Consider the following 21,229-nt stretch of genomic DNA (forward strand, 5'->3'; position numbering starts at 1 on the left):
GCAGCGACTTGCGTGGAGCGTGGGGGCGGGCATCTAGGAACCGGCGCTCACTGCGCCGTAGTTCACGATCGATGGCGAGTGCACACGCGGATACGCGCGCCTGACAGACTCGGGCACCATGGCGCCGAGCACGGCGCCGAACAGTACGCTGACGATCAGCTGCTTGGTCGCGAAACCTTCCTGAAGGATCGACGGTGCATTTTCCAGCGTGACGAGCACGCGTTCGAGAAAGGCCATGTCGGACAATTTCGCGATGTTGGCGAGCAAGGCGGTGAGATTGCTCGCCAGCAACCACACCGCCGCCAGCATGAGTGCATCGAGCAGGCGTCGCATGAGGGCGCTTTGCGTGCGCCGCCAGCGATGATCCTGCACGAGCCATGCGACAGCGGCGGAGGTCGCCCCGGATACATGCAAGTAAGGCCAGCCGTATGCGAGCCGGGTCATCGCACCGTGCCAGCCGCCGAGCAGCAACGCACCGGTCACGAGGTTGATTGCCAAGGCGAACAATGACGCGCACAGCCCCGCGCCCACGATGAACCTGATCGGCGTGCGTCCGTCGAGCCCCGCATTGGCGAAACCCCAGCGGTCCTTGATGAATATCGTGATGGACAGCGCGGTGATGATGATCACGAAGACCATCGAGATAAATGCGCCGTGGCCGATGTCGGGGGAACTGTGCGGGCTCTGCGGAATCGGATGCGGCAGGATGAGCACCGCCACCCAGATGCCCGCGAGCAGCGCAACCGCAGCCCGTGTGAGAACGCCGATCACGGTGGGATGCGAGTCGTCGGTGTAGGTGGCGAAACCGATGTTGCGCAGCAGTCGCTGACGCCGTTTGCCGGTCCTGCGGCACGCAAGCGCAACACGCGCGGCGAACAGACAGGCTTCTTCATGAAAATCGGCGATGTCCTTGCACGCGTCGGTGATGAGGTCGGTCACCAGTTGCTGGGCCGTGCTGTCGATGTCCGCACGCGACTTGTGCGCGTTGTCCGGGTGATCGACGCGGAACAGGTGCAACATCTCGCCCACGCGGCCGATGGCAGCGAAGCTGCGAGGGATGCGCAGCGAAAGCCGGTCGAAGTGACTGCGTAGTGCGTAATATTCATTATCGGCCTCGCGCAGGAAGCCTCTGAAACGTCTGGAGCGTGTGACGCTCGTAAGCGTCAGGAACAGGGCGGTGGCATTGAGCAGACGCTCGGCCGGCACGGCGAGCGGCTCCAGCGGGTCCTTGATGTCGATATCGATGCCGCGCGCGATGAGCAACTCGCTCGCGTCCTCGCGCATCGCCGCGTCGGGCTCGAAAGCGCTTTCCGCCAGTTGCTTGGCGAGCCTGTGCGCGTGAGTGGGAATGCCTGCCTGACGATGCAGCCAGGTGCGTGGCCAGCGTGCAAGCGGTCGGTATGCGCTCAGCAGCGTCACGATGGCAAGCCCGATCCAGACGGAAAATTGCGCGGTCCAGACCCGGTGTGCCAGCGCACACCCCTCGATCTGTCCGGGTGACAGCGTAGTCGGCTTCGCGCAGTCAGGCAGGCCAAGGGGCAAGGGCTCGCTCAGAAATCGATTCAGCGTCGCGCAAATAGTGACGAGCACCAGCACGTAAAGCATCACGTAAGCCAGCCACGCGCCGCGATAGAAGGCGGACATCGTGTACGAACGCGACCAGCTTGGTTGGCCGAAGGTCCGCGTCGCGATCAGGACGACGGGTATCGCCGCCAGCGTGACGGCATAGTTCCAGTGCGGGTCGATCATGATCTCCTCCTTACGAAGGCCTCGCTTCGGGCCCGCTTCAGAGCGCGGCGCCGGCCGGGCGCATCAGTTCCCGAAGCGCTGCGCGAGCCGCGAGCTTGCGGTCCGTGTCGGGCGTCCGCTGGGTAACAGGCTGCTGTTTGGCGTTGATGTTGAAACAGACACTCGAGTCGATGTGCGTGAAGAGCACCGGAATGCCCCACTCCACGCGTGACTGGAAATGCACGTCGCATCGTGCCCGGGTCATTGCGCGCTCGACCGATAATCCCTGGAAAAGCGCCTGATAGAAACGCGTGGCGAATGCGGAGGCCGACTCGTCCGAGATGGCGAATTGCATGGCGATGGCGAGCGGCACGCCTGAGAGGACCAGCCGTGCCCCTGGGCTCGAAAACGACGAACCGCGTCCGCTATCGCAGCAGTTGAGCACCGCGAGCTGCAGATCGTTGTTGCCGCTGAGCGCGTTGACCAGATCGTCCGCATAGACCCGGACCGGATTGCAATGCTGGTCTTCCATGAAGACGTAGCCGTTACAGTCGGTCCGGCCGTCGCTGCAGTCGAGTTCGGTGCCACCATGGCCGACGAAGTGAAAAACGTGCCAGCCGCCGCTCTGCATGGCGTTGCACAGGTCGTCGCGCGTGCCGCCCGTGAGCCATTCGAAGTGGACCCGCTGATCGGACTTGGCGAGCACCGCATCGAGCTTGAGGCGTTCGCGGCCGATGTCGAAGTGATTGCGTCCCGGAATGTTCGGGTTGGAGATCATGCCGAGAATGCGCAACGGTCCGTTGATGCGCGTATTGCGTGGGCGAACCGCGCCATCCAGATAGCGGACGAGCGGCGATACATCGTCGAGGCAAAGGTATTGTTGCGGCGCGCCCTCGTGCGCTTTCATGTAGTTGGCGGCGATGTACTCCCACGGCAAGAGCGCCAGCTCGGGTGGTTCGAGCGCCAGCTTGAGCCGCAGGCCCGTGATATTGGTTTTCTCGCGTGCGATGATCATGCTGCGGCGAAACAGGTCGGCGATGGGTTCGTGATCGAAGACCGCGTGAAACACGAGGCTGCCGAACTCCCGCAGGATCTTCTCGTGACTCGACATAGGGCCGCCGCGAATGGCGCGTCCTTTGATGATTGCGTCTTCCAGCCGAGTGAGCCAGCTTTCAGGGCTCTCATCGCGAAACAGAGGAAAGTTCAGCGGCACGTTCTGTGTTTTTCCGGCCGGTGAGTCGCGCACGTTCGCCCGGTAGGCATCGCCTTCACGCGCGATGTGGAGATCGAAGTCGAGGTATTTTTCCGTCATGTCGCACCTCATCGTCATGGGCGTCGTTCATCGCGAGCGCGCGTGGCTTGTTAATGTTGGCTGACGAGCGCTCCGGTCCCGGATACGGCAACGTTTGCTATTCCGGAGTCCGGATCGTCTGCGCCGCGCTCTCTTTTCAACGTGGGTAAAGTTCGTATTCCTGCTGGAATGACGACCGTTCAATGCTAGACGCGAAGGCGGCGTTTGAACGCCAATCAAAAGCATTCTTTCGCCAATTCGTCATGCGATGAGCGATGCCCGCCGCGAGTGGGAGACGTGTGTGTTCGGAGTCCGCACGGTTTTGTATTCGTCGCATGTATCGCATTGCCACGACGGACGGGGCAGACGGGTCGCCTGCGCCGACCGCTTGTCCGTCAAGCCGGCGCGCATGGGGCTATCGGTCGCGTCTCGTCGTCGGCAAACCATTTCACCTTCCCGATCACACCGTTTTTTTTGGCCAAACTCGACGCTTCGTCCGCCACTCGTCTGGCTTATCCGAAGATATCTATTTTAATGAACCGATCCACAGTCGTTCTTATGCAATACGAAGTTGAAGGGGCAGGCGCGCATGGCGACCTATCCGGTTGATCGGATGCTCCCCCGTGCCGACGATCGAACACGCAACGCTCGAGGTGCTTCGAACATGTTCAGCAGCAAAACAATGCGCACCATGGCGGCCTGTCCCACCGGGGTCACGTTCGCCGCGCTGCACGGCTGCGCCTCTCACGATGCCTATCGGACCGAGGTCGTCGATCCCCGGCTCGACCGCCTGCAATGCCACGCCAACAGTGCGGGCGAAGCGCCACCCGCCTGCGCTCACCGCACGCCGGAGGTGGCCGATGGAAAGTACGAGCTGCATTTCGTCGAGTTCGACGATCGGGGATGGGTGCATCCCCAGGCGGACGCGAGCGCCGACGCTCCGCCTGATCGATCGGCCGTGCAGATCGACGCGCTGATGGATGACCTTAAGGAGAATCTGCGCGACGGAAAGGACCTCAAGGTGATTTTGTTCATCCACGGCTGGAAGCATGACGCCAGCAAGGACGACGACAACGTCATGAAGTTCCGCCGGCTGCTGGAACGCGCAGCGTCCTACGAGTTGTATCAGCAAGGCAGGCGTCAGGTCATCCGCATCTATGTCGGATGGCGCGGAAAGCCCTGGCTCGTGCCCGATCCCGTGCTGGATCTGTCGTTCTGGAGCCGCAAGGATACGGCCGCGCGCGTGAATCCGGCCTTCGAGGCGTCGCGCTTCGAAGCGCTCTATCGCGTGGCGAACCGGCAGACACACCGCTGCTACGTGCCGCCCATGTTCATGTCGATCACCTCGGTCACCGACGACGCAGCCGGCGTTGCGTTTCCCGCCGGCCGCTTCTTCAACACGATCTTCGAGCGGCCCACGTCATCCGGGGCACAGGCGAAAGCCATTAAGCAGACGCCCGGACATGGCGATGTCTACGTCACGCATTTGTTACACGGCCCCGACCCGAATAGCAGCGTCTGCCGGGGCTGGACGCCCGGCGACAAACTGCTCGCGCTGACCGGCGACACGCTCGCGCAGACCGTGAAGACGAACAAGCAGCTCGAGGTCGCACAATCGAAGGCCTTCGCGCACGACTCGATGCGCAAAAGACAGTGCCATCCACCTGGCAGCGCACGTTCTGCGGCGGCGCCACGCTCGAAGTCAAGCCGATGGACGGCATGGACCACGCGGGGACCTTGGTCTGGAACATCAGGGCGGATGCAAGCATTATCGACGGGCACGGCGACGTGATGAATTCCGCGTTGCTCGACTTCGTGCGCCAGATGTTCGGCGATACCGATCTTCCCGCTGACACCGGCCTCGCGCGCAACGAATGCGCGGAATGACGCGAAAGGTCTTGTCGGAAGAATTATTTCCGACAAAACAGAAAGCAATCCTGTCTATTGTCGTCGAGTTTTCGTATGGCTTTTCCTGGAAGTGATCGGGCATCCTGTGCCCGCACGATCGCCTGAACACCCCTGTCATCGAGAAGAGGTTGACATGCCCATTCGCACGATTGAAGGCACCCGAGCGGAATACTTCCTGATCTCCTACGACAAGGAAGGCAAAGAGGTCAACGAGGCCTGCGAGAACAGCGCCTGCATGAGCGAAGCATTGCTGAAGCGGCTGACGGATCAGGCGCATCCCTATACGGACATTTTTTTCGCCAGTCATGGATGGAAAGGCGACATGCCCGCCGCGATCGAACAATACGACCGCTGGTTCGCCACGATGGCGTCGATGCATGATGATATAGAAGCAGTACGAAAGAATCGGCCGGATTTTCACCCGCTCATCGTCGGATTGCATTGGCCGAGTCTGCCGTGGGGCGAGGAATCGGTCGCCGACGCGAAGCCCTCCGCCAAGGCCTCGTTGCTCGGCGTATCGCAAAACGGCATGGATGCGAACGCCCGCGATGCCGCTGATTTGCAAGCCTGCTCCGAGCAGATTGCCGACACCCGTGCGGCGCGCGACGCGACCCGCACGATTCTCGCGCACGCCCGTCAGGCCGATAAGCCGGCCCTCACGCCGACCGTGCGCGAGGCGTATTCGACCCTGTTCGCCGAGTCGGGCCTGCGCGTCGGTTCCGTTCCGGGCCGGCCCGGCAGCGATCAGTACGGCTTCGATCCGGATGCGGTCATCGGGGGCGCGGCGACCAACGCATCAGCGAAGAATGGTCAGAACGGCAATGGAAGCGCGCCGCGCCGCAAGCCCGGGACACTGGGCGCGAGTTCGGCTGTCGACAGCATACGCGATGCGATTCTGATGCCAATGCGGCAACTTTCGTTCTGGAAGATGAAGGACCGTGCGCGCAAGTTCGGCGAGAGAGGCGCGCACGACCTCGTCAAACGTCTGCAACTGGCGGCGCCCGAGACGCGGGTGCATCTGATGGGGCACAGCTTCGGCTGCATCGTGGCGTCCGCGGCGGTGGCGGGGCCGGTGGGCGTCACAGGTACGGCGTTGCCGCGTCCCGTGGACTCGTTGTTTCTCGTGCAAGGCGCGCTCTCGCTGTGGTCGTACGGTGCCGACATTCCCTACGCACCCGGCGCCGCCGGTTACTTCCACCGCATCATCGCGCAAGGTCTGGTTCGCGGACCACTCGTCACGACCCGCTCGAAGTACGACACCGCGGTGGGACGCTTCTATCCGCTCGGCGCCGAGGTGGCGGGTCAGCTCTTGCTCGGTGAGGAATATCCGGCATATGGCGGGATCGGAACCTTCGGCATACGTGGCGTCGCGGATGCATCCGATATGGTCATGCGCGGCGTCGATTTCGCGTACCACTTCGGCCGTGGCCACATCTACAACCTCGATGCGGACGGTGTCATCAGGAATGGTTCGGGACCGTCCGGCGCTCACAGCGATATTGCGCATCCGGAAGTGGCGCACGCCTTCTGGTCGGCGGTGGCCGTGGGAAATGCCCGAGCATCGCGGTTGGGCGTGCTTGGTGAAAATGTCATCGAGCCGTCGATTTATTGGAATGACATAGCGTCAAGCGTGCAACAAACCGAGTTCGTGGTGGAACCCTCTCCGGCGCCGTCGTCGAGTCGCGGGCGTGATTTGTCCAAGATAACCCCGACAATGGGCTTGTCGCCGTTCGACGAGCCCCACGCTCGCCCGGGTTTGCTGGGCGAGTTGACCGGGCGCGTAACGGCAACCGAAACGGTCATGTCGAGACGACCGCCGAATCCCAGAGGGCCGAGGGACGTCAGGTCGGTGCGATCGACGAAGCCTGCCCGGCCGGCGAAGCCAATGAAGGCAAAAGCAGGGAAACCACCGAAGACAGCGAAGCCCGACAAGCCGGCACGCTGGATCAACGCGGAAATCGAGGGACGGGATCCTGCGAAGGGACTTGCTTCCGGCAACTGGTACACGCTGGCCTTCGATATCGACGTCAAGCAACGCGCGAAGTCCAGCGCCGTTGTGCCGTTCGCTGCGTTAAACGAGTCGGGACTGTTTCCGGACGATGTGGACGACATCGTCCTGACCGTGCAGATCGTCAGTGACGATTTCGAGCTATCGGGTGATACGGCGCAGATCCGGCTGCCGCGTGTGGGACGCTCCTACACGAAGGCACGCTTCGATATCATGCCGCGCCGCGCAGGTCCGGCCCGCATCACGGCGGTGATCCACAAGGACGGCAACTTCATTCAGCAGATGACACTGACGTTCCAGATCGGCTCGAAAGGCAAAAACGTGGTCAAGGTGAAGTCGCTCGGACGTCCGCTATCGAGTGCGGGAAGCTTGCAGAAGCGCGACGTCGGCCTGTCGATCGCGCGTATCGAGGGAGGCTACGAGTGCCGTTTGTGGCACACCGTCATGAACCACGCGCGCCTGCTGTTCGAACCGGCCTATATCGCCAACGCGGTGGATGTCGCCCGCAATGAACTCATGAAGGTCGTCGGCTACCGGCGGGACGCACAGTACGTGTTTCAGGAAGCGATCAGCATCGATCCGAAGAGCTCGGCCGCGGCACTGGAGACGCTCGCCAACGCGGGTGCCGCGCTGTTCCGCAAGCTGTTCCATGCGCCGGGCGCGGCGGCGGATTCCACACGGATCGGTGACACACTGCGCAAACTCGCGATGGAGCCTGATCGGCGCTTGAACCTTCAGATCGTGGCCGATCGCGTGAGCATCCCCTGGGGCCTGCTCTATCTCGGCCCCGTCACGAAGGGCGCAAAGCTCGACTGGGACCACTTTCTCGGCATGCGTCACGTGATCGAGCAGATTCCGCTGCAAAACTCCGACGCGACGCCCGACAACGGCATTCGAAGCCATCCGCGGCTGGCTGTCAGCATCAACCTGAACGAAGCCATCGATACCCAGATGGAGTCGGATTTTGTCGAAGCTCAACGCGCCTTCTGGCGCGCGATTCCGGGCGTGACGCTGGCCCTCCATACGACGACCGCAGAACTTCTGGATACGCTCGGCGAGGCTGGCGCGAATGATCAGCTCATCTATCTTTACTGCCACGCCGTGTCGAAGGGTCTCAATGATCCGGGCGGCCCCGACGCGTCGTATCTCAGTTTGACCGACGCCGACCTGACGCTCGGCGATCTTCAGGGTAAGGCGCCGGTGACCGAGCAACTGAAGGGAAATCCGCTCGTGTTTCTGAACGCGTGCGAATCCGCCGATATGTCACCGGCCTTCTATGACGGCTTCGTGCCGTACTTCATGGACAAGGGCGCGCGCGGCGTGATCGGCACCGAGTGTAAGACACCTGCCCTGTTCGCCATGGAGTGGGCGAAGCAATTCTTTGCCCGCTTTCTCGCTGGTGAACCGCTGGGCGAGGCGTTTCTCAACCTCAGACGCGAGTTTCGTGAACGAGACGGCAATCCACTCGGATTGCTCTACGCCGTGCACTGTGATTCCGACACGCGTGTCGATCCCGCCATGCAGTTGACGACCAGTTCCCCCGCGCGCCGCAGCCCGCGCAAGACTGCGCCGCTCCGATCGAAACAGCAGGCACCGCGCCGCCCCTCGCGCGGGGTGACGTAGACAGCGGATCGCTCTGAGCATGTACGGCGGGCCTGTGAAGGCCCGCTGACAGCATGCTCCTTTCTGTCGACGAATATTGGATCCAAAATCCTTGATTCAAACCCCATTCCGGCGCACAATCCGCAAAACCGCCCCGGGAGCCACTATGACCGACCGTGCCCACGCCGTCGCGAGCCCTTACATCGCTGGCGACAGTCCGAAGATCACCTCGCAGACCAGCCGCGCCGTGACCGCCGCCGTCGTCGGCAACGTGCTCGAATGGTTCGATTTTGGCACCTACGCGTTCTTGGCCACCGTCATCGCGAAGGTCATGTTTCCCACGGGAAACGAGTTCGCCGCCATGCTCGGAACGTTCGGCGCGTTCGGTCTGGGGTTCGCGGCGCGGCCGCTCGGCGCGATCATCTTCGGCTATCTCGGCGACAAGAAAGGCCGCAAGTGGACGCTCACCTTCGTCATGCCGCTGATGGCCATCGCCACGCTGCTGATGGCGCTGATCCCGTCCTACGCGAGCATCGGGCTGGCCGCGCCCGTGCTGCTGGTCGCGGCGCGCATGCTGCAAGGCTTGTCGGTCGGCGGCGAGTTGGGCAACGCGGTGGCGTTTCTCGTCGAATGGGCGCCGCAGAACAAGCGCGGTTTGTACGGCAGCTTCCAGCAATGCAGCACGCTCGGCGGCATGTTGCTCGGCTCGGGCGCGGCCGCGTTGATGACCACGCTGCTCAGTCCGCAAGCCATGCTCGACTGGGGCTGGCGTGTGCCGTTCGTGGTCGGTGCGCTGGTGATCGGGCCGATCGGCTGGATCATTCGCCGCCGCAGCGAGGAAACGCCCGTCTACGCCAGCGCCAGCGATGAAGCACCCGCCCACCGCGCGCCCGTGGTGCTCGGCCTTCAGGCGTGCGGATTAGTGATCGTGTGGACGGTTTCTCTCTACGTGCTCCTTAATTATCTGCCGTCGTTTACGTCCAAGTACGCGGGCATCACGCAGTCCACGGCGTTATGGCTCAACACCGCGGGCATGCTCGTGATGACCGCTTCCATTCCGTTCTGGGGCGCGCTGTCCGACCGTCACGGACGCAAGCCCATCTATGCGTTCGGTTGCATCGCGTTTCTCGTGCTGCCGTATCCCATCTTTCATCTGATGCTCGAATACAAGGCGGCGTGGATCGTCGGGATTGCGCAAGTAATCGGCGGTGCGCTCATCGGCATATTTTCGGGCGTGGGTCCGGCCGTGCTCTCCGAACTCTTTCCGACGAAAATCCGCACGACGTGGATGTCGATCGGCTACGGCATCGCCAACGCGGTGTTCGGCGGCTTCGCACCGATGATCTCCATCGCGCTCATCAAGACCACCGGTTCGCCGCTTTCGCCCGCGTATTTCGTGATGCTCGCGGCGCTCCTGTCCACCATCACGATTTTCACGATCAGGGAGACGGCGCACGCGCCGCTGCAATAACTCATGCGCTGGAACAGAACCTTCACGGTCGTCAACTGCCATGCGGAAGGCGAAGTAGGCAACGTGGTGACGGGCGGCGTCTTCGACGTGCCGGGCGTCACGATGTTCGACAAGATGATGCATCTCGAAGAAGTGCGCGACGACCTGCGCCGCATCTGCATTTTCGAGCCGCGCGGTTCGGCGAACCAGAGCGTGAACTTCCTTCTGCCGCCGACCGACCCGCGCGCGCAGATGGGCTACGTGATCGCCGAATCCACCGAATATCCGGCGATGTCCGGCTCCAACACGATGTGCGTGGCCACCGTGTTGCTCGAAACCGGCATCCTGCCGATGGCGGAACCGCTCACGGAGTTGATGCTCGAATCGCCCGCCGGACTCATCAGCGTGCGATGCACCTGCGAGCGCGGCAAGGTCACGAAGGTGGAGTTCACCAATCAGCCTGCGTTCGCGAATCATCTGGACAGGACGATCGAAGTACCGGGGCTTGGCACGCTCACGGTGGATGTGGGCTACGGCGGCATGACCTATGTGATCGTCGATGCAGAGAAGCTCGGCTTCGCCATCACGCCCGACGAAGCACGCGATTTGTGCGATCTCGGACAGATCATCAAACACGCGGCGGCGGAGCAATTGCCTTCGCCGCATCCGCTCAATCCGCTCATCAAGGGCATCACGATGACGGAGTTCGCCGGACCGCTTCGACGCGAAGACGGCGTGCTGAAATCGCGCAACACGGTGATCGTATCGCCGGGGCGCTGCGACCGTTCGCCGTGTGGCACGGGCACATCGGCGCGGCTCGCGGTGATGCACGCAAAAGGGCTGATCGAGCCGGGCGAAACGTTCATGCACGAGTCGATCATCGGTTCGGTGTTCGAGAGCCGCATCGAATCGTTGACGCGTCTGGGCGATGTCCCCGCGGTCGTTCCCGTCGTCGCGGGACAGGCGTGGATCACCGCGATCTCGCAAGTCGGCGTCGATCCGACCGACCGCTTCCAGACCGGCTTCACGCTCTCCGACACATGGCGCGAAGCCGTGGACGACAAGCTCATCAAGTCGCGCGTGTCTTCATGAGCGATCACGAAAACGGCTCGGACGTGGTGGTGATCGGTGCGGGCATCGTCGGGCTGGCGTGCGCGTGGGCCGCGTTGCGCGAAGGCTTGCGCGTGACCGTGATCGACCGCGATTTCGAGGGCGACCGCGCATCGCATGGCAATGCGGGCGGCATCGCGGTGACGGAATGCACGCCTATTATCGTGCGCGGCATGTTCACGCAAGGCGTCAAATGGTTGATGGACCCGCTCGGGCCGCTCGCGCTCGACTGGAAGCATGTGCCGTCCGCGCTGCCGTGGTTCATGGCGTTTCGCCGCGCGGGCGAGCCGGACCGTTATCACGCGATTTCGCATTCGCTGGCATTACTGAATAATCGCGTGTACGACGATATCTTGCCGATGTTCCACGACATCGGCGCATCGTCGATGCATTATCGCAACGGCGCGCTCACGGTCTATGAAACCGACGAGGCGTTCGAGGCCGATCAACGCGAATGGATGCTCAAGCGCGAACTCGGCGTGCGCTGGAACGCGATGAACGCGCAGCAAGTGAGTGAGATGGAAGCGTCGCTTGCGCCCGTGTTCAGGCATGGCGTGTATCTCGAAGACTGGTCGCATGTTGGCGATCCTAAGCGAATCGTGAAGCTCTTGCGTGAGCGTGCGCTTGCGCTCGGTGCGCGTTTCGTGACAGGCGTGGCGCAGGCTATTGAGGCGGCGGGCGCGGTGGTTTTGGAAGATGGCACGCGCATAACGGGCAAGCGAATCGTCGTTGCAGCGGGCGCGTGGTCGGCGGCGCTCGCGAAGACGCTCGGCGACCGCGTGTTGCTAGAAAGCGAACGCGGCTACAACGCCACGCTGCCGAAGCACGGCATCCGCCTGTCGCGCGAAGTGATCTTCGCGGAACGCAAGTTCGTGGCCGCGCCGCTGGATGTGGGCGTGCGTATCGGTGGCGCGGCGGAATTCGCGGGACTGAATGCGCCGGCCAACTATCGGCGCAGCGAAGCGTTGCTCGCGCTCGGCAGGCGCTTCCTTCCCGACATCGACGAAACGGATGCCGTGAACTGGATGGGCAATCGTCCCGCCACGCCGGATTCGCTGCCGGTGATCGGCGCATCGCCGCGCGCGCCTTCGGTGATCTATGCGTTCGGGCATGGTCATCTTGGCCTCACGCAATCCGCGACCACGGCGGCGCTCGTCGCCGACTTGTTGACCGGCCACACGCCGCGCGTGCCGCTCGCGCCTTATTCGATCAAACGCTTCGAAACGTGATTCACAAGACAGGAGAGAACATGCAAATCGACTGGCAAGGCGTATTTCCCGCTGTCACGACCAAGCTCAAAGCCGATGGCGCACTCGATCACGATGCCATCGCGCGCGGCCTGAATCGCCTCATCGATAACGGTGTCGGCGGCGTGGTGATGATGGGCATGGTCGGCGAGAACGCGCAGCTTACGCCCGAAGAAAAGCGCACGGTGCTGAAGATCGCGGTGGAAACGGTCAAGGGCCGCGTGCCCGTCATCTCGGGTCTTGCGGAGTTGAGCACCGCGAACGCCGTGCAGTTCGCGAAGGATGCACAGAACATCGGCGTGCAGGGTTTGATGGTGTTTCCGGGCCTGACCTACCGCTCCGATGACCGCGAGACGGTCGAGTATTACCGCACCATCGCGCGTTCGACCACGCTCGCGCTCATGCTCTACAACAATCCGCGCGGCTATGGCGTGGATGTGCGGCCGGACTTGCTGGATGAACTCAAGAGCGAGGCGAACATCGTCGCCATCAAAGAGGAGACGTATGACACCACGCGCGTAACGGATCTATTCGCGCGCTTCGGCGATCGCTTCACCGTGATGTGCGGCGTCGACGATCTCGTGCTGGAATCCGTCGCGCTCGGCGTGAAAGGCTGGGTCTCGGGCATGGCGAACGCGGTGCCGAAGGAATCCGTCGAACTGATGAAGCTCGCGATGAGCGGCGACTATGACAAGGCGCGCGCGTTGTATCGTGCGTTGATCGACTTGTTCCATCTGGATACGCACGTCAAGCTCGTGCAGTACATCAAGCTCGCGGAGAGCATCACGGCGGGTTATGCGGAACATGTGAAAGCGCCGCGGCTCGTGCTGGAAGGCGCGGAACGCGAACGCGTGGTGGCTATCGTCGAGCAGGCGCTGGCGAACGTTCACGCGTTGTCGCATTGACGGAAGCTACCTCATGAAGTCCACGTTCTTTTGCATCGACGGCCATACCTGTGGCAATCCCGTGCGCGTGGTCGCGGGCGGTGCGCCACGTCTCGAAGGCCGCGACATGATCGAGCGGCGCGCGCATTTCCTGCGCGAGTTCGACTGGATACGCACCGCGCTCATGTTCGAGCCGCGCGGCCATGAAGTGATGTCCGGCAGCATTCTTTATCCGCCCACGCGCGAGGACTGCGATCTCGCGATTCTCTTTATCGAAGTGAGCGGCTGCCTGCCGATGTGCGGACACGGCACCATCGGCACGGTGACGACGGCCATCGAACATGGTCTGGTGAAGCCGCGCGAGCCGGGCGTGTTGCGGCTCGATACGCCTGCGGGCGTGGTGGTCGCGCGTTATCGCATGAACGGCGAGCATGTGGATTCCGTGCAGCTTGTGAACGTGCCTTCGTTTCTGCATTCGCGCGATCTGTCGGTGGAAGTGGAAGGGCTCGGCGAGATTCGTTTCGATGTGGCGTATGGTGGCAATTTCTATGCGATCGTCGAGCCGCAGCGCAATTACGAAGGCTTGCATGCGTTGAAGCCTTCGGACATTCAACGGCTCAGTCCGTTGTTGCGGCAGAAGGGCAATGAGAAATACACGTTCGTGCATCCTGAGAACGAGGCCATCAACGGGCTTTCTCATGTGATGTGGACCGGCGAGCCGACCGTGCAGGGCGCGAGCGCGCGCAATGCGGTGTTCTATGGCGACAAGGCCATCGACCGTTCGCCTTGCGGCACAGGTACGTCCGCGCGCATGGCGCAACGCGTGGCGAAGGGGCAATTGAAGATCGGCGAACGTTTCGTGCATGAGAGCATTATCGGCACCTTGTTCGAAGGCACGCCGATGCAGTCAACGCACGTAGGCAAGTACGAAGCCATCGTGCCCGCCATCGAAGGCTGGGCGCGCGTGACCGGCCACAACACCATTTTCGTCGATGACCGCGACCCGCTCGCGCACGGATTCCTGCTCAAATAACGGGAGATTTCAAGCGATGCTGATACTCAAGAACGCCCGCGTGCTCGATGCCGCTCACGAACGCGACGACGGCCGCTATTCCATCGTGATCGATGGCGACACCATCCGCGAAGTCACGCGCGAGCCGGTGAATGCAGAAGGCGCGCAGGTTATCGATGTCGGCGGCAAGACGGTCATGCCCGGCCTGATCGATTGCCACGTGCATGTGGTGGCATCCGTCGCGCATCTGGGCAACAACAGCCGTTTGCCGAACACGTTCGCCGTGCTGCGCGCGGTGCCCGTTCTCGCGGGCATGCTGGAGCGCGGCTTCACCACCGTGCGCGATGCAGGCGGCGCGGATTACGCGTTATCGCGTGCTGTCGAAGAAGGCGTGATCGCGGGGCCGCGTTTGTTCGTCGCGGGCAAGGCGCTGTCGCAAACCGGCGGACATGGCGATTTTCGCGAGCGCTTCGATAACTCCGACCCGGACCCGTGCGGCTGCAATCGCAGCTTCGGCGCAATCGGGCGTGTAGTGGATGGCGTCGATGCCATGCGTCTTGCCGTGCGCGAGGAAATGCGCGCCGGGGCGAATCACATCAAGATCATGGCGTCGGGCGGCGTGGCGTCGCCGACCGATCCCATCGGCAACATGCAGTTCTCGGTCGATGAAGTGAAGGCCGCCGTCGAAGAAGCCGAATCGCATCAGACGTATGTGATGGCGCACGCGTACACGGCGAAGGCGATTGCGCGCGTGGTGAAGCTCGGCGTGCGCACCATCGAGCATGGCAATCTGATCGATGAAGAAACCGCAGACGTCATGCAAAAACACGGCGCGTTCGTCGTGCCGACGCTCGTCACGTATGACGCGATGAACAAGGTCGGCGCGGAAATGGGCATCGGGCCGGATACGCTGGTGAAGAACGAAGCGGTGCGCAAGCGCGGTATCGAAGCGCTCGGCATGTTGCACAAGCACGGCGTGCGCATGGGTCTCGGCACGGATCTGCTCGGCGACATGCATCAATATCAGAACGATGAACTGTCGATTCGCGCGGGCGTGATCGGTGCGTTCGAAACGCTGCGGCAAGCGACGGAAACGGGCGCGGAGATCATCGGCATGAAGGGCAAGCTCGGCGTGATCGCGGCGGGCGCGTTCGCGGATTTGCTCGTAGTCGATGGCGATCCGCTCAAGGACATTCGCGTGCTGACGCGTGAAGGCGGACGCATTGTCGGCGTGATGAAAAACGGCGCGTGGGCGCGTGAGACGTTGCAATAAGCCCGCATGCTACGATGCCGCCGAACCCTTTAAACAAGCACTAAAACCTCTATGCCACCGGTCGCGAGCAAGCCGCACACGAAGGATAACGACATCACGCGCCGGATCGTGCGCACGACCACGGTAGAGCTTGTCACCACCGCGATTCGTCAGCGCATCCTGAGCGGCGATCTCGCGCCGGGCGAACCGGTGCGTCAGGAAGCACTCGCGGATGAACTGGGCGTGAGCCGCGTGCCGATTCGCGAAGCCATCACTCGGCTGACGGGCGAAGGCCTGTTGTTCAATGTGCCGCATAAGGGCGCGTATGTCGCGCAGCTTTCTATCGAGGAAGTGCAGGAGACGTTCGAAATACGCTTGCGGCTCGAGCCGTGGCTGTTTTCACAGGCAATTCCGCATATCAGCGATGCGGAGATCGAACGTGCCGCGCAACTCGTCGATGAAATGGATCGCGCGGAGTCCAGCCTGTGGGGACAACTGAACTGGCGGCTGCATGAAACGCTGTACATGCCCGCGCGCCGCGATATCACCTTGCAGATGCTGCGCGTGCTGCACGACCGCAGCGACCGCTATTTTCGCTTTCAGGTGGTACAGGTGCCCATTCGCGAACAATCGCATGCCGAGCATATGAGTCTGGTCGATGCCTGCCGCAAGCGCGATGCGAAACTCGGCGCGAAGCTGTTGGAGCAGCATGTGAAGGTGGCGTCGCAGCAGATTGTGGCGGTGGTCGAGAAGATCATGGCGCGTTGAGGCGGATCGATCCGGCGCCTTGTGCATCGATTTCGATTGATCCTGGCGATGCGGCGATGGCATCGAACGCGGCTTCATCGCACATCACGACAGGCACGTTCAGCACGTATAGCTCGTTGGCCGTGATCGCGCCGATGCACACGATCAAGTCCCGCTCCATCAACACGATACCGCTCGGTCCGGTGCCATTACGCAATGCTTCGGCAAGCACGCTGCTGCTCGAACTTGAACCGCGTGCTCGCGGCATCACGAGGATGCGCGAGGCGAGGCTCGCGCCCTGCGATGGATGCGTCGCATCGACGATCACGCCGCGCGCGGCATCATAGCCGCCCCAAAAGCTCAATGGCGCGACGGAGATGACGTCGCCGCGTGCACGGCCAGGCACGAGCACGGTGGCATCAAACGTGTTCATCGATGCACACCTTACCTTCGAACGCGGACCGCACGCATTCGCTCATGCTGCCGAATGCCACCGTCACGCCGATGTTCGCCGGCGCGTAATGCGCCCACTTTCCCGAGTTGGTCATGACAAGGCCCGATAGCTGTTTCATGACGGGCGTAATGTAAGTGCAGGTGTCGAGCACGATCTGCACGCGGCGTTTCTGCAAGCGTTGCGCCAGGCCTTCTTCTTCGAGTTGCCATAGCACGAAGCGGCTCGTGTTCACGTAGACATCGCAGCGCGGCGTGCCTTCGTGCGTGTCGAACAACGCGGCGAGCGTGCGGAATTCATCGACGGAGAAATGCGGTGTGCCCAGGCTTATGGCGACGAGGGCATCGCCTGCTTGTGCGCGGTTCCAGCGGCGCCGAACGTCGAGCAGATCGGCTGCGCTTAACGCGATCGTGCGTTCGGGCGTGTGACCTTGCAACGCGGCATCGAGCGTCGGTGCTTCGGGCGTGATGCCGACCGCATGAAACAGCGCCACCGCGCCGCTCGATGCCGCCGCCGCGCCTAGCGCCTTCAGTTCGTCCTCCGTGGTGTCCGCAGGCAATCCGGTGATGGCCGCAACCGTCGCGCCCGCGATGCCGCCCAGCGCGAAACCAAGCGCGGCAAAGTCCGCATCGCGATGCATCGATGCGCGCAAATCCGGTGCTTCGATCACGATGCGCGCCGCGCGATTCGCACTCACATGCAATCCCGCATGCGGCACGCGGCCGGTTATCGCGGCGGCGAGATCGAGGAAATCGCCATAGCGGCTCGTGCGCGCGCCGAGCACCGAATTCGCGAACACGATGGCGTTCGATTCCGCCCACGCAATCTGATCTCCCGCACGTGGCCGATGCTTCAACTGATACGGCGCGCATGTGAAACTCGCCTCGCAGCCGAGTTCGAGATGCGCTTGCATGAGACGCGTGCCTGCGTGCGCGGTGGCGGCATCGCCATGAAAAAGTTCGGGATGGATGAGATCAAGCGAGCCGACATTGAGCGTGGTCGGCACCGCAACCTTCGCGCCACTCGCGACGAAGCGCTCCACGAAGTCGAGGCTGGCCGCGCCGTGATAGAGACAGCCGTCGATATGCGCCGACGAAATATCGATGAGCGTGCGGGCATCCATGACACGCGCGGTCGCCGCGACGATGCGCATGGCGAGCGCCACGCCGTCGCCGAAATCCCCGCCCAGCATGGCGGTATCGCGTTGTGTGAGTTCGAGCATGCGGGGAGGATAGCGCGGAATTCGCACGGATAGGGTGTTCCCTATAACGCTTCCCGCTTCATTCTTCCCAAAAGCCTCCGTCTGCACCGTCCCTGTTCGCGCTCCGCTCATTTCCGCGCCCGAGTGCATTACCAAAAGTATCGGAAAGGGTCCAGAAAATGTCGCTGGAAGCCCGAAATTGGCGCGATACGCTTGGTCCCACGTTATGAGCAAACCGCCAAGGTGCCTTCGACACGATGATTCCCAACCTGACTCTCGCACCGGACACGTCCTTCGATCCGGCTGCCCCGCGCGCCCAGTCCGCGACCACGCCTGCCCGCACCGCAACTGCTGCCGGCACCGAGATTCTCACGGTCAAGAACCTTTCGAAGATCTTCGGCGCGAAGCCGGAACGCGCTGCCGAGATGCTGAAACAAGGCCTCGGGCGCAACGAAATCTTCGCGCAAACCGGCAACATGGTCGCCGTCGATGACGTGAGTCTCGGCGTCAACGCGGGTGAGATTTTCGTCATCATGGGTTTGTCCGGCTCGGGCAAGTCCACGCTCGTGCGACTGCTCAATCGTTTGATCGAACCGACCTCGGGCCAGGTGATTCTCGAAGGCCGCGACATCGCGCCGATGACCGTGCCTGAACTGCGCGCCGTGCGCCGCGAAAAAATGGCGATGGTGTTTCAGTCGTTCGCGCTGCTGCCCAATCGCACGGTGATCGACAACATCGCCTACGGTCTGGAAGTGGCGGGCAAGAGAAAGCTCGACCGCTACGAAACCGCGCGCGTTGCGTTGACGCGCGTGGGCCTCGGTTCATACGAAAAGCTCTATCCGGGCGAGTTGTCCGGTGGCATGCAGCAACGCGTGGGACTGGCGCGTGCGCTTGCAGTGAATCCTTCGGTGCTCCTGATGGACGAAGCGTTCTCCGCACTCGATCCGCTCATTCGCTTCGAAATGCAGAGCGAACTGCTGCGTTTGCAGAAGGAAGAACAACGCACCATCGTGTTCATTTCGCACGATATCGAGGAAGCGATCAAGATCGGCGGACGCATCGGCATCATGAAAGACGGGCGGCTGATTCAAGTGGGCACGCCCGCCGAACTCATCCAATCTCCCGCCGATGACTACGTGCGCGAGTTCTTCCGCAACGTGGATGTATCGCGCTTTCTGGAAGCGTCGAGCCTGCTGTCGAAAGTGCAGCGCGGCGTGATCGCCTGCGATACGAGCGCGCCCGCTGATCGCTATCTGAACCACCTGATCGACAGCGGCGCGGACTGCGGCTATGTCTGCGATGAAGCCGGACGTTATCAGGGTTGCGTCACGCCCGCATCGCTGCATAAAAGCGGCAACCGTCCCATTCGTGAAGCGCTCATTCGCGACATCGCCGCCGTTCCGCTCGATGCCGATCTTCATCGTCTCGCGGCCATCGCGCTCGATCAGGAGCACGACGTTCCCGTCACCGACGAACACGGACGCCTCGCGGGCGTGGTCTCGTGCCGGGCCATTCTCAGGCAGGTCATGCAACGGAGAGCCGCATGAATTCGTCGATCATCGGAAGCATCGCGGAGAACGCGGTCAACTATCTTTTCGAGCACTTTCGCGGCGGCTTCGACGCGTTTTCGGCGGCCCTCGGCGCGGTCATCGGACTGTTCGAAAAAGGCTTGGGCGCGATGCCGTTCATCGCCATGCTCGTGCTGTTCATGGCGCTTGCGTTGTGGCGTCGTGGTGTCGTGTTCTCGGCGTTTGTCGGGGCGGCCTTGCTCGTGATTCATTACATGGGTTTGTGGAGCAACACGGTTTCGACGCTTGCGCTGGTCGTCGCGGCCACGTTCTTCAGTCTCGTGATCGGCGTGCCGCTCGGCATCTGGGGCGCTCGCAGCGATCGCGCCGAAGTGGTGCTGCGTTCGTTGCTCGACTTCATGCAGACCATGCCCGCGTTCGTCTATCTGATTCCCGCAGTGATCCTGTTCGGGCTCGGACGCGTGCCCGCGGTGATCGCCACGATTGTCTTTGCGATGCCGCCCGTCGTACGTCTGACCACGCTCGGCATTCGTCAGGTGCGCGAAGAATTGTTGGAAGCAGGCCGCTCGTTCGGCAGCACGGACGCGCAACTGCTCTGGAAGATTCAATTGCCGAACGCGTTGCCGTCCATCATGGCGGGCGTGAATCAGACCATCATGATGGCGCTGTCGATGGTCGTGGTCGCCTCGATGATCGGCGCGGGCGGGCTCGGCGAATACGTGTTGAGCGGCATTCAGCGGCTCGATATCGGCATCGGTTTCGAAGGCGGATTGGGTGTGGTGCTGCTGGCGATCATCCTCGACCGTCTGACGGAAAGTTTCGGCGTGAAGTCGCGCAAGGTGAAAAGGAAAGTGGTCGTCAAACCGGCGAACAACACCGTGCGGACCTGAACGCAACAGCCAAAAATTTCCACATGTATAGGGAGTTCTAAATGAATACCAGATTCATCGCGCGATTGCTTTCGTGCCTCATCGCGTTCGGCGTGAGTGCCGCGCCCGCCATCGCCGCCGAGCCGATCAAGATCGCCGTCACCAACTGGGCGGATGTGCTTGCTGTGGCCAATGTCGCGAAGGTCGTGCTGGAAACGCAACTCAAGCAGCCGGTGAACTTCGTGCAGGCGGACATCGGCATTCAGTATCAGGGCGTCGCGCGCGGCGATCTGGACATCATGGTCGGCGGCTGGCTGCCGGTCACGCACGGCATGTATGTCGCGCGCTACAAGAACGATCTGGATGATGTCGGCATCATCTACACGGGTGGCAAGAACGGCTGGGCGGTGCCTGCCTATGTGCCCGAATCGGAACTGTCGTCGATTGCGGATCTTTCCAAACCCGACGTGCAGAGCAAGCTCAACGGCGTGATTCAAGGTATCGAGCCGGGCGGCGGTTTGATGCAGGCATCGGAGAAAACGATCAAGGCGTATGACCTCAACGGCTACAAGCTGCAATCCGCGAGCGAGGCGGGCATGCTCGCGGCGGTACAACGCGCGTATCAATCGAAGCAGTGGATCGTGGCAACGGTGTGGAGCCCGCACTGGCTGTTCCAGAAATGGCAGATGCGCTATCTGAAGGATCCCAAAGGAACGCTCGGCGGCGAAGAACAGATTCACGCGTTCGCCTCGAAACAGTTCGCTGGCAAGTTCCCGCGCGCCGATGTCTTCTTCAAGCACTTCAAGCTGACGCTCGCGGATGTGGAAGCCATAGAGTTCGAAGGCAACAGCACGAACGATTACGCGACCGCTGCAAAGAAGTTCGTCGATGCGCATCCGGAGAAGGTCAAGGCCTGGCTGGAACAGTAAGCATATCGATA

At 62.2% G+C, this 21,229-nt stretch carries 16 protein-coding genes; 12 read left to right on the forward strand and 4 right to left on the reverse strand.

What is annotated here, in order from left to right; genetic code table 11:
• Positions 1 to 33: 33 nt before the first annotated feature.
• Positions 34 to 1,749, reverse strand: a complete 1,716-nt coding sequence (locus ACZCWR_RS27780; RefSeq protein WP_487304880.1) for a hypothetical protein — start codon at positions 1,747 to 1,749, stop codon at positions 34 to 36.
• A gap of 37 nt (positions 1,750 to 1,786) precedes the next feature.
• Positions 1,787 to 3,040 (reverse strand): CHAT domain-containing protein, encoded by a 1,254-nt coding sequence (locus ACZCWR_RS27785; protein WP_487304881.1) that lies wholly within the window; start codon positions 3,038 to 3,040, stop codon positions 1,787 to 1,789.
• 568 nt (positions 3,041 to 3,608) lie between these two features.
• Here ACZCWR_RS27785 and ACZCWR_RS27790 point away from each other — a divergent pair.
• The 9 genes from ACZCWR_RS27790 to ACZCWR_RS27830 all read left to right on the forward strand — a co-directional run bounded on the left by ACZCWR_RS27790 (position 3,609) and on the right by ACZCWR_RS27830 (position 16,260).
• Complete coding sequence (locus ACZCWR_RS27790; protein WP_487304882.1) at positions 3,609 to 4,811, forward strand: hypothetical protein; 1,203 nt, start codon at positions 3,609 to 3,611, stop codon at positions 4,809 to 4,811.
• 645 nt (positions 4,812 to 5,456) lie between these two features.
• Complete coding sequence (locus tag ACZCWR_RS27795) at positions 5,457 to 8,558, forward strand: CHAT domain-containing protein (RefSeq protein ID WP_487304883.1); 3,102 nt, start codon at positions 5,457 to 5,459, stop codon at positions 8,556 to 8,558.
• 145 nt (positions 8,559 to 8,703) lie between these two features.
• On the forward strand, positions 8,704 to 10,008 hold the full coding sequence (locus ACZCWR_RS27800) for an MFS transporter (RefSeq protein ID WP_487304884.1): 1,305 nt from the start codon (positions 8,704 to 8,706) through the stop codon (positions 10,006 to 10,008).
• A 3-nt stretch (positions 10,009 to 10,011) separates the two neighbouring features.
• On the forward strand, positions 10,012 to 11,079 hold the full coding sequence (locus ACZCWR_RS27805; protein WP_487304885.1) for a proline racemase family protein: 1,068 nt from the start codon (positions 10,012 to 10,014) through the stop codon (positions 11,077 to 11,079).
• Positions 11,076 to 12,326 carry an NAD(P)/FAD-dependent oxidoreductase gene (locus ACZCWR_RS27810; protein WP_487304886.1) on the forward strand — a complete coding sequence of 417 codons (1,251 nt, stop codon included), beginning with the start codon at positions 11,076 to 11,078 and terminating at the stop codon, positions 12,324 to 12,326. Before ACZCWR_RS27805 ends, ACZCWR_RS27810 begins: the two co-directional genes overlap by 4 nt.
• A 20-nt stretch (positions 12,327 to 12,346) precedes the next feature.
• Complete coding sequence (locus ACZCWR_RS27815) at positions 12,347 to 13,249, forward strand: dihydrodipicolinate synthase family protein (protein WP_487304887.1); 903 nt, start codon at positions 12,347 to 12,349, stop codon at positions 13,247 to 13,249.
• 13 nt (positions 13,250 to 13,262) lie between these two features.
• Complete coding sequence (locus ACZCWR_RS27820; RefSeq protein WP_487304888.1) at positions 13,263 to 14,261, forward strand: 4-hydroxyproline epimerase; 999 nt, start codon at positions 13,263 to 13,265, stop codon at positions 14,259 to 14,261.
• A 16-nt stretch (positions 14,262 to 14,277) separates the two neighbouring features.
• A complete protein-coding gene (locus ACZCWR_RS27825) occupies positions 14,278 to 15,513 on the forward strand; it encodes a metal-dependent hydrolase family protein (RefSeq protein WP_487304889.1) in 1,236 nt (411 codons plus the stop codon).
• Positions 15,514 to 15,564: 51 nt separating this feature from the next.
• Positions 15,565 to 16,260 carry a GntR family transcriptional regulator gene (locus ACZCWR_RS27830; protein WP_487304890.1) on the forward strand — a complete coding sequence of 232 codons (696 nt, stop codon included), beginning with the start codon at positions 15,565 to 15,567 and terminating at the stop codon, positions 16,258 to 16,260.
• Here the strand turns inward: ACZCWR_RS27830 and ACZCWR_RS27835 are convergent.
• Both ACZCWR_RS27835 and ACZCWR_RS27840 read right to left on the reverse strand, forming a co-directional pair.
• Positions 16,247 to 16,672, reverse strand: coding sequence for an aconitase X swivel domain-containing protein (locus ACZCWR_RS27835; RefSeq protein ID WP_487304891.1), 426 nt, complete (start codon positions 16,670 to 16,672; stop codon positions 16,247 to 16,249). The genes ACZCWR_RS27830 and ACZCWR_RS27835 overlap by 14 nt on opposite strands.
• Positions 16,659 to 17,912 (reverse strand): aconitase X, encoded by a 1,254-nt coding sequence (locus tag ACZCWR_RS27840; RefSeq protein WP_487304892.1) that lies wholly within the window; start codon positions 17,910 to 17,912, stop codon positions 16,659 to 16,661. Before ACZCWR_RS27840 ends, ACZCWR_RS27835 begins: the two co-directional genes overlap by 14 nt.
• Positions 17,913 to 18,148: 236 nt before the next feature.
• Between ACZCWR_RS27840 and ACZCWR_RS27845 the strand changes: the two genes are divergently transcribed.
• The 3 genes from ACZCWR_RS27845 to ACZCWR_RS27855 are packed head-to-tail and all read left to right on the forward strand — an operon-like array spanning position 18,149 to position 21,218.
• On the forward strand, positions 18,149 to 19,438 hold the full coding sequence (locus tag ACZCWR_RS27845) for a quaternary amine ABC transporter ATP-binding protein (RefSeq protein ID WP_487304893.1): 1,290 nt from the start codon (positions 18,149 to 18,151) through the stop codon (positions 19,436 to 19,438).
• Positions 19,435 to 20,310, forward strand: coding sequence for an ABC transporter permease (locus tag ACZCWR_RS27850; RefSeq protein ID WP_487304894.1), 876 nt, complete (start codon positions 19,435 to 19,437; stop codon positions 20,308 to 20,310). The genes ACZCWR_RS27845 and ACZCWR_RS27850 overlap by 4 nt, the downstream gene beginning before the upstream one ends.
• A 41-nt stretch (positions 20,311 to 20,351) precedes the next feature.
• Entirely contained in the window at positions 20,352 to 21,218 is an 867-nt protein-coding gene (locus tag ACZCWR_RS27855; protein WP_487304895.1) for a glycine betaine ABC transporter substrate-binding protein, read from the forward strand.
• Positions 21,219 to 21,229: the final 11 nt, after the last annotated feature.

It is taken from the genome of Caballeronia sp. A2-2 (genome assembly GCF_057612605.2).

Excerpts from the sequence above, each read along its gene's own strand:
- ACZCWR_RS27780 (WP_487304880.1), bottom strand. The coding sequence starts at position 1,749 with ATGATCGACCCGCACTGGAACTATGCCGTCACGCTGGCGGCGATACCC.
- ACZCWR_RS27785 (WP_487304881.1), bottom strand. The coding sequence starts at position 3,040 with ATGACGGAAAAATACCTCGACTTCGATCTCCACATCGCGCGTGAAGGC.
- ACZCWR_RS27790 (WP_487304882.1), top strand. The coding sequence starts at position 3,609 with ATGGCGACCTATCCGGTTGATCGGATGCTCCCCCGTGCCGACGATCGA.
- ACZCWR_RS27795 (WP_487304883.1), top strand. The coding sequence starts at position 5,457 with ATGGATGCGAACGCCCGCGATGCCGCTGATTTGCAAGCCTGCTCCGAG.
- ACZCWR_RS27800 (WP_487304884.1), top strand. The coding sequence starts at position 8,704 with ATGACCGACCGTGCCCACGCCGTCGCGAGCCCTTACATCGCTGGCGAC.
- ACZCWR_RS27805 (WP_487304885.1), top strand. The coding sequence starts at position 10,012 with ATGCGCTGGAACAGAACCTTCACGGTCGTCAACTGCCATGCGGAAGGC.
- ACZCWR_RS27810 (WP_487304886.1), top strand. The coding sequence starts at position 11,076 with ATGAGCGATCACGAAAACGGCTCGGACGTGGTGGTGATCGGTGCGGGC.
- ACZCWR_RS27815 (WP_487304887.1), top strand. The coding sequence starts at position 12,347 with ATGCAAATCGACTGGCAAGGCGTATTTCCCGCTGTCACGACCAAGCTC.
- ACZCWR_RS27820 (WP_487304888.1), top strand. The coding sequence starts at position 13,263 with ATGAAGTCCACGTTCTTTTGCATCGACGGCCATACCTGTGGCAATCCC.
- ACZCWR_RS27825 (WP_487304889.1), top strand. The coding sequence starts at position 14,278 with ATGCTGATACTCAAGAACGCCCGCGTGCTCGATGCCGCTCACGAACGC.
- ACZCWR_RS27830 (WP_487304890.1), top strand. The coding sequence starts at position 15,565 with ATGCCACCGGTCGCGAGCAAGCCGCACACGAAGGATAACGACATCACG.
- ACZCWR_RS27835 (WP_487304891.1), bottom strand. The coding sequence starts at position 16,672 with ATGAACACGTTTGATGCCACCGTGCTCGTGCCTGGCCGTGCACGCGGC.
- ACZCWR_RS27840 (WP_487304892.1), bottom strand. The coding sequence starts at position 17,912 with ATGCTCGAACTCACACAACGCGATACCGCCATGCTGGGCGGGGATTTC.
- ACZCWR_RS27845 (WP_487304893.1), top strand. The coding sequence starts at position 18,149 with ATGATTCCCAACCTGACTCTCGCACCGGACACGTCCTTCGATCCGGCT.
- ACZCWR_RS27850 (WP_487304894.1), top strand. The coding sequence starts at position 19,435 with ATGAATTCGTCGATCATCGGAAGCATCGCGGAGAACGCGGTCAACTAT.
- ACZCWR_RS27855 (WP_487304895.1), top strand. The coding sequence starts at position 20,352 with ATGAATACCAGATTCATCGCGCGATTGCTTTCGTGCCTCATCGCGTTC.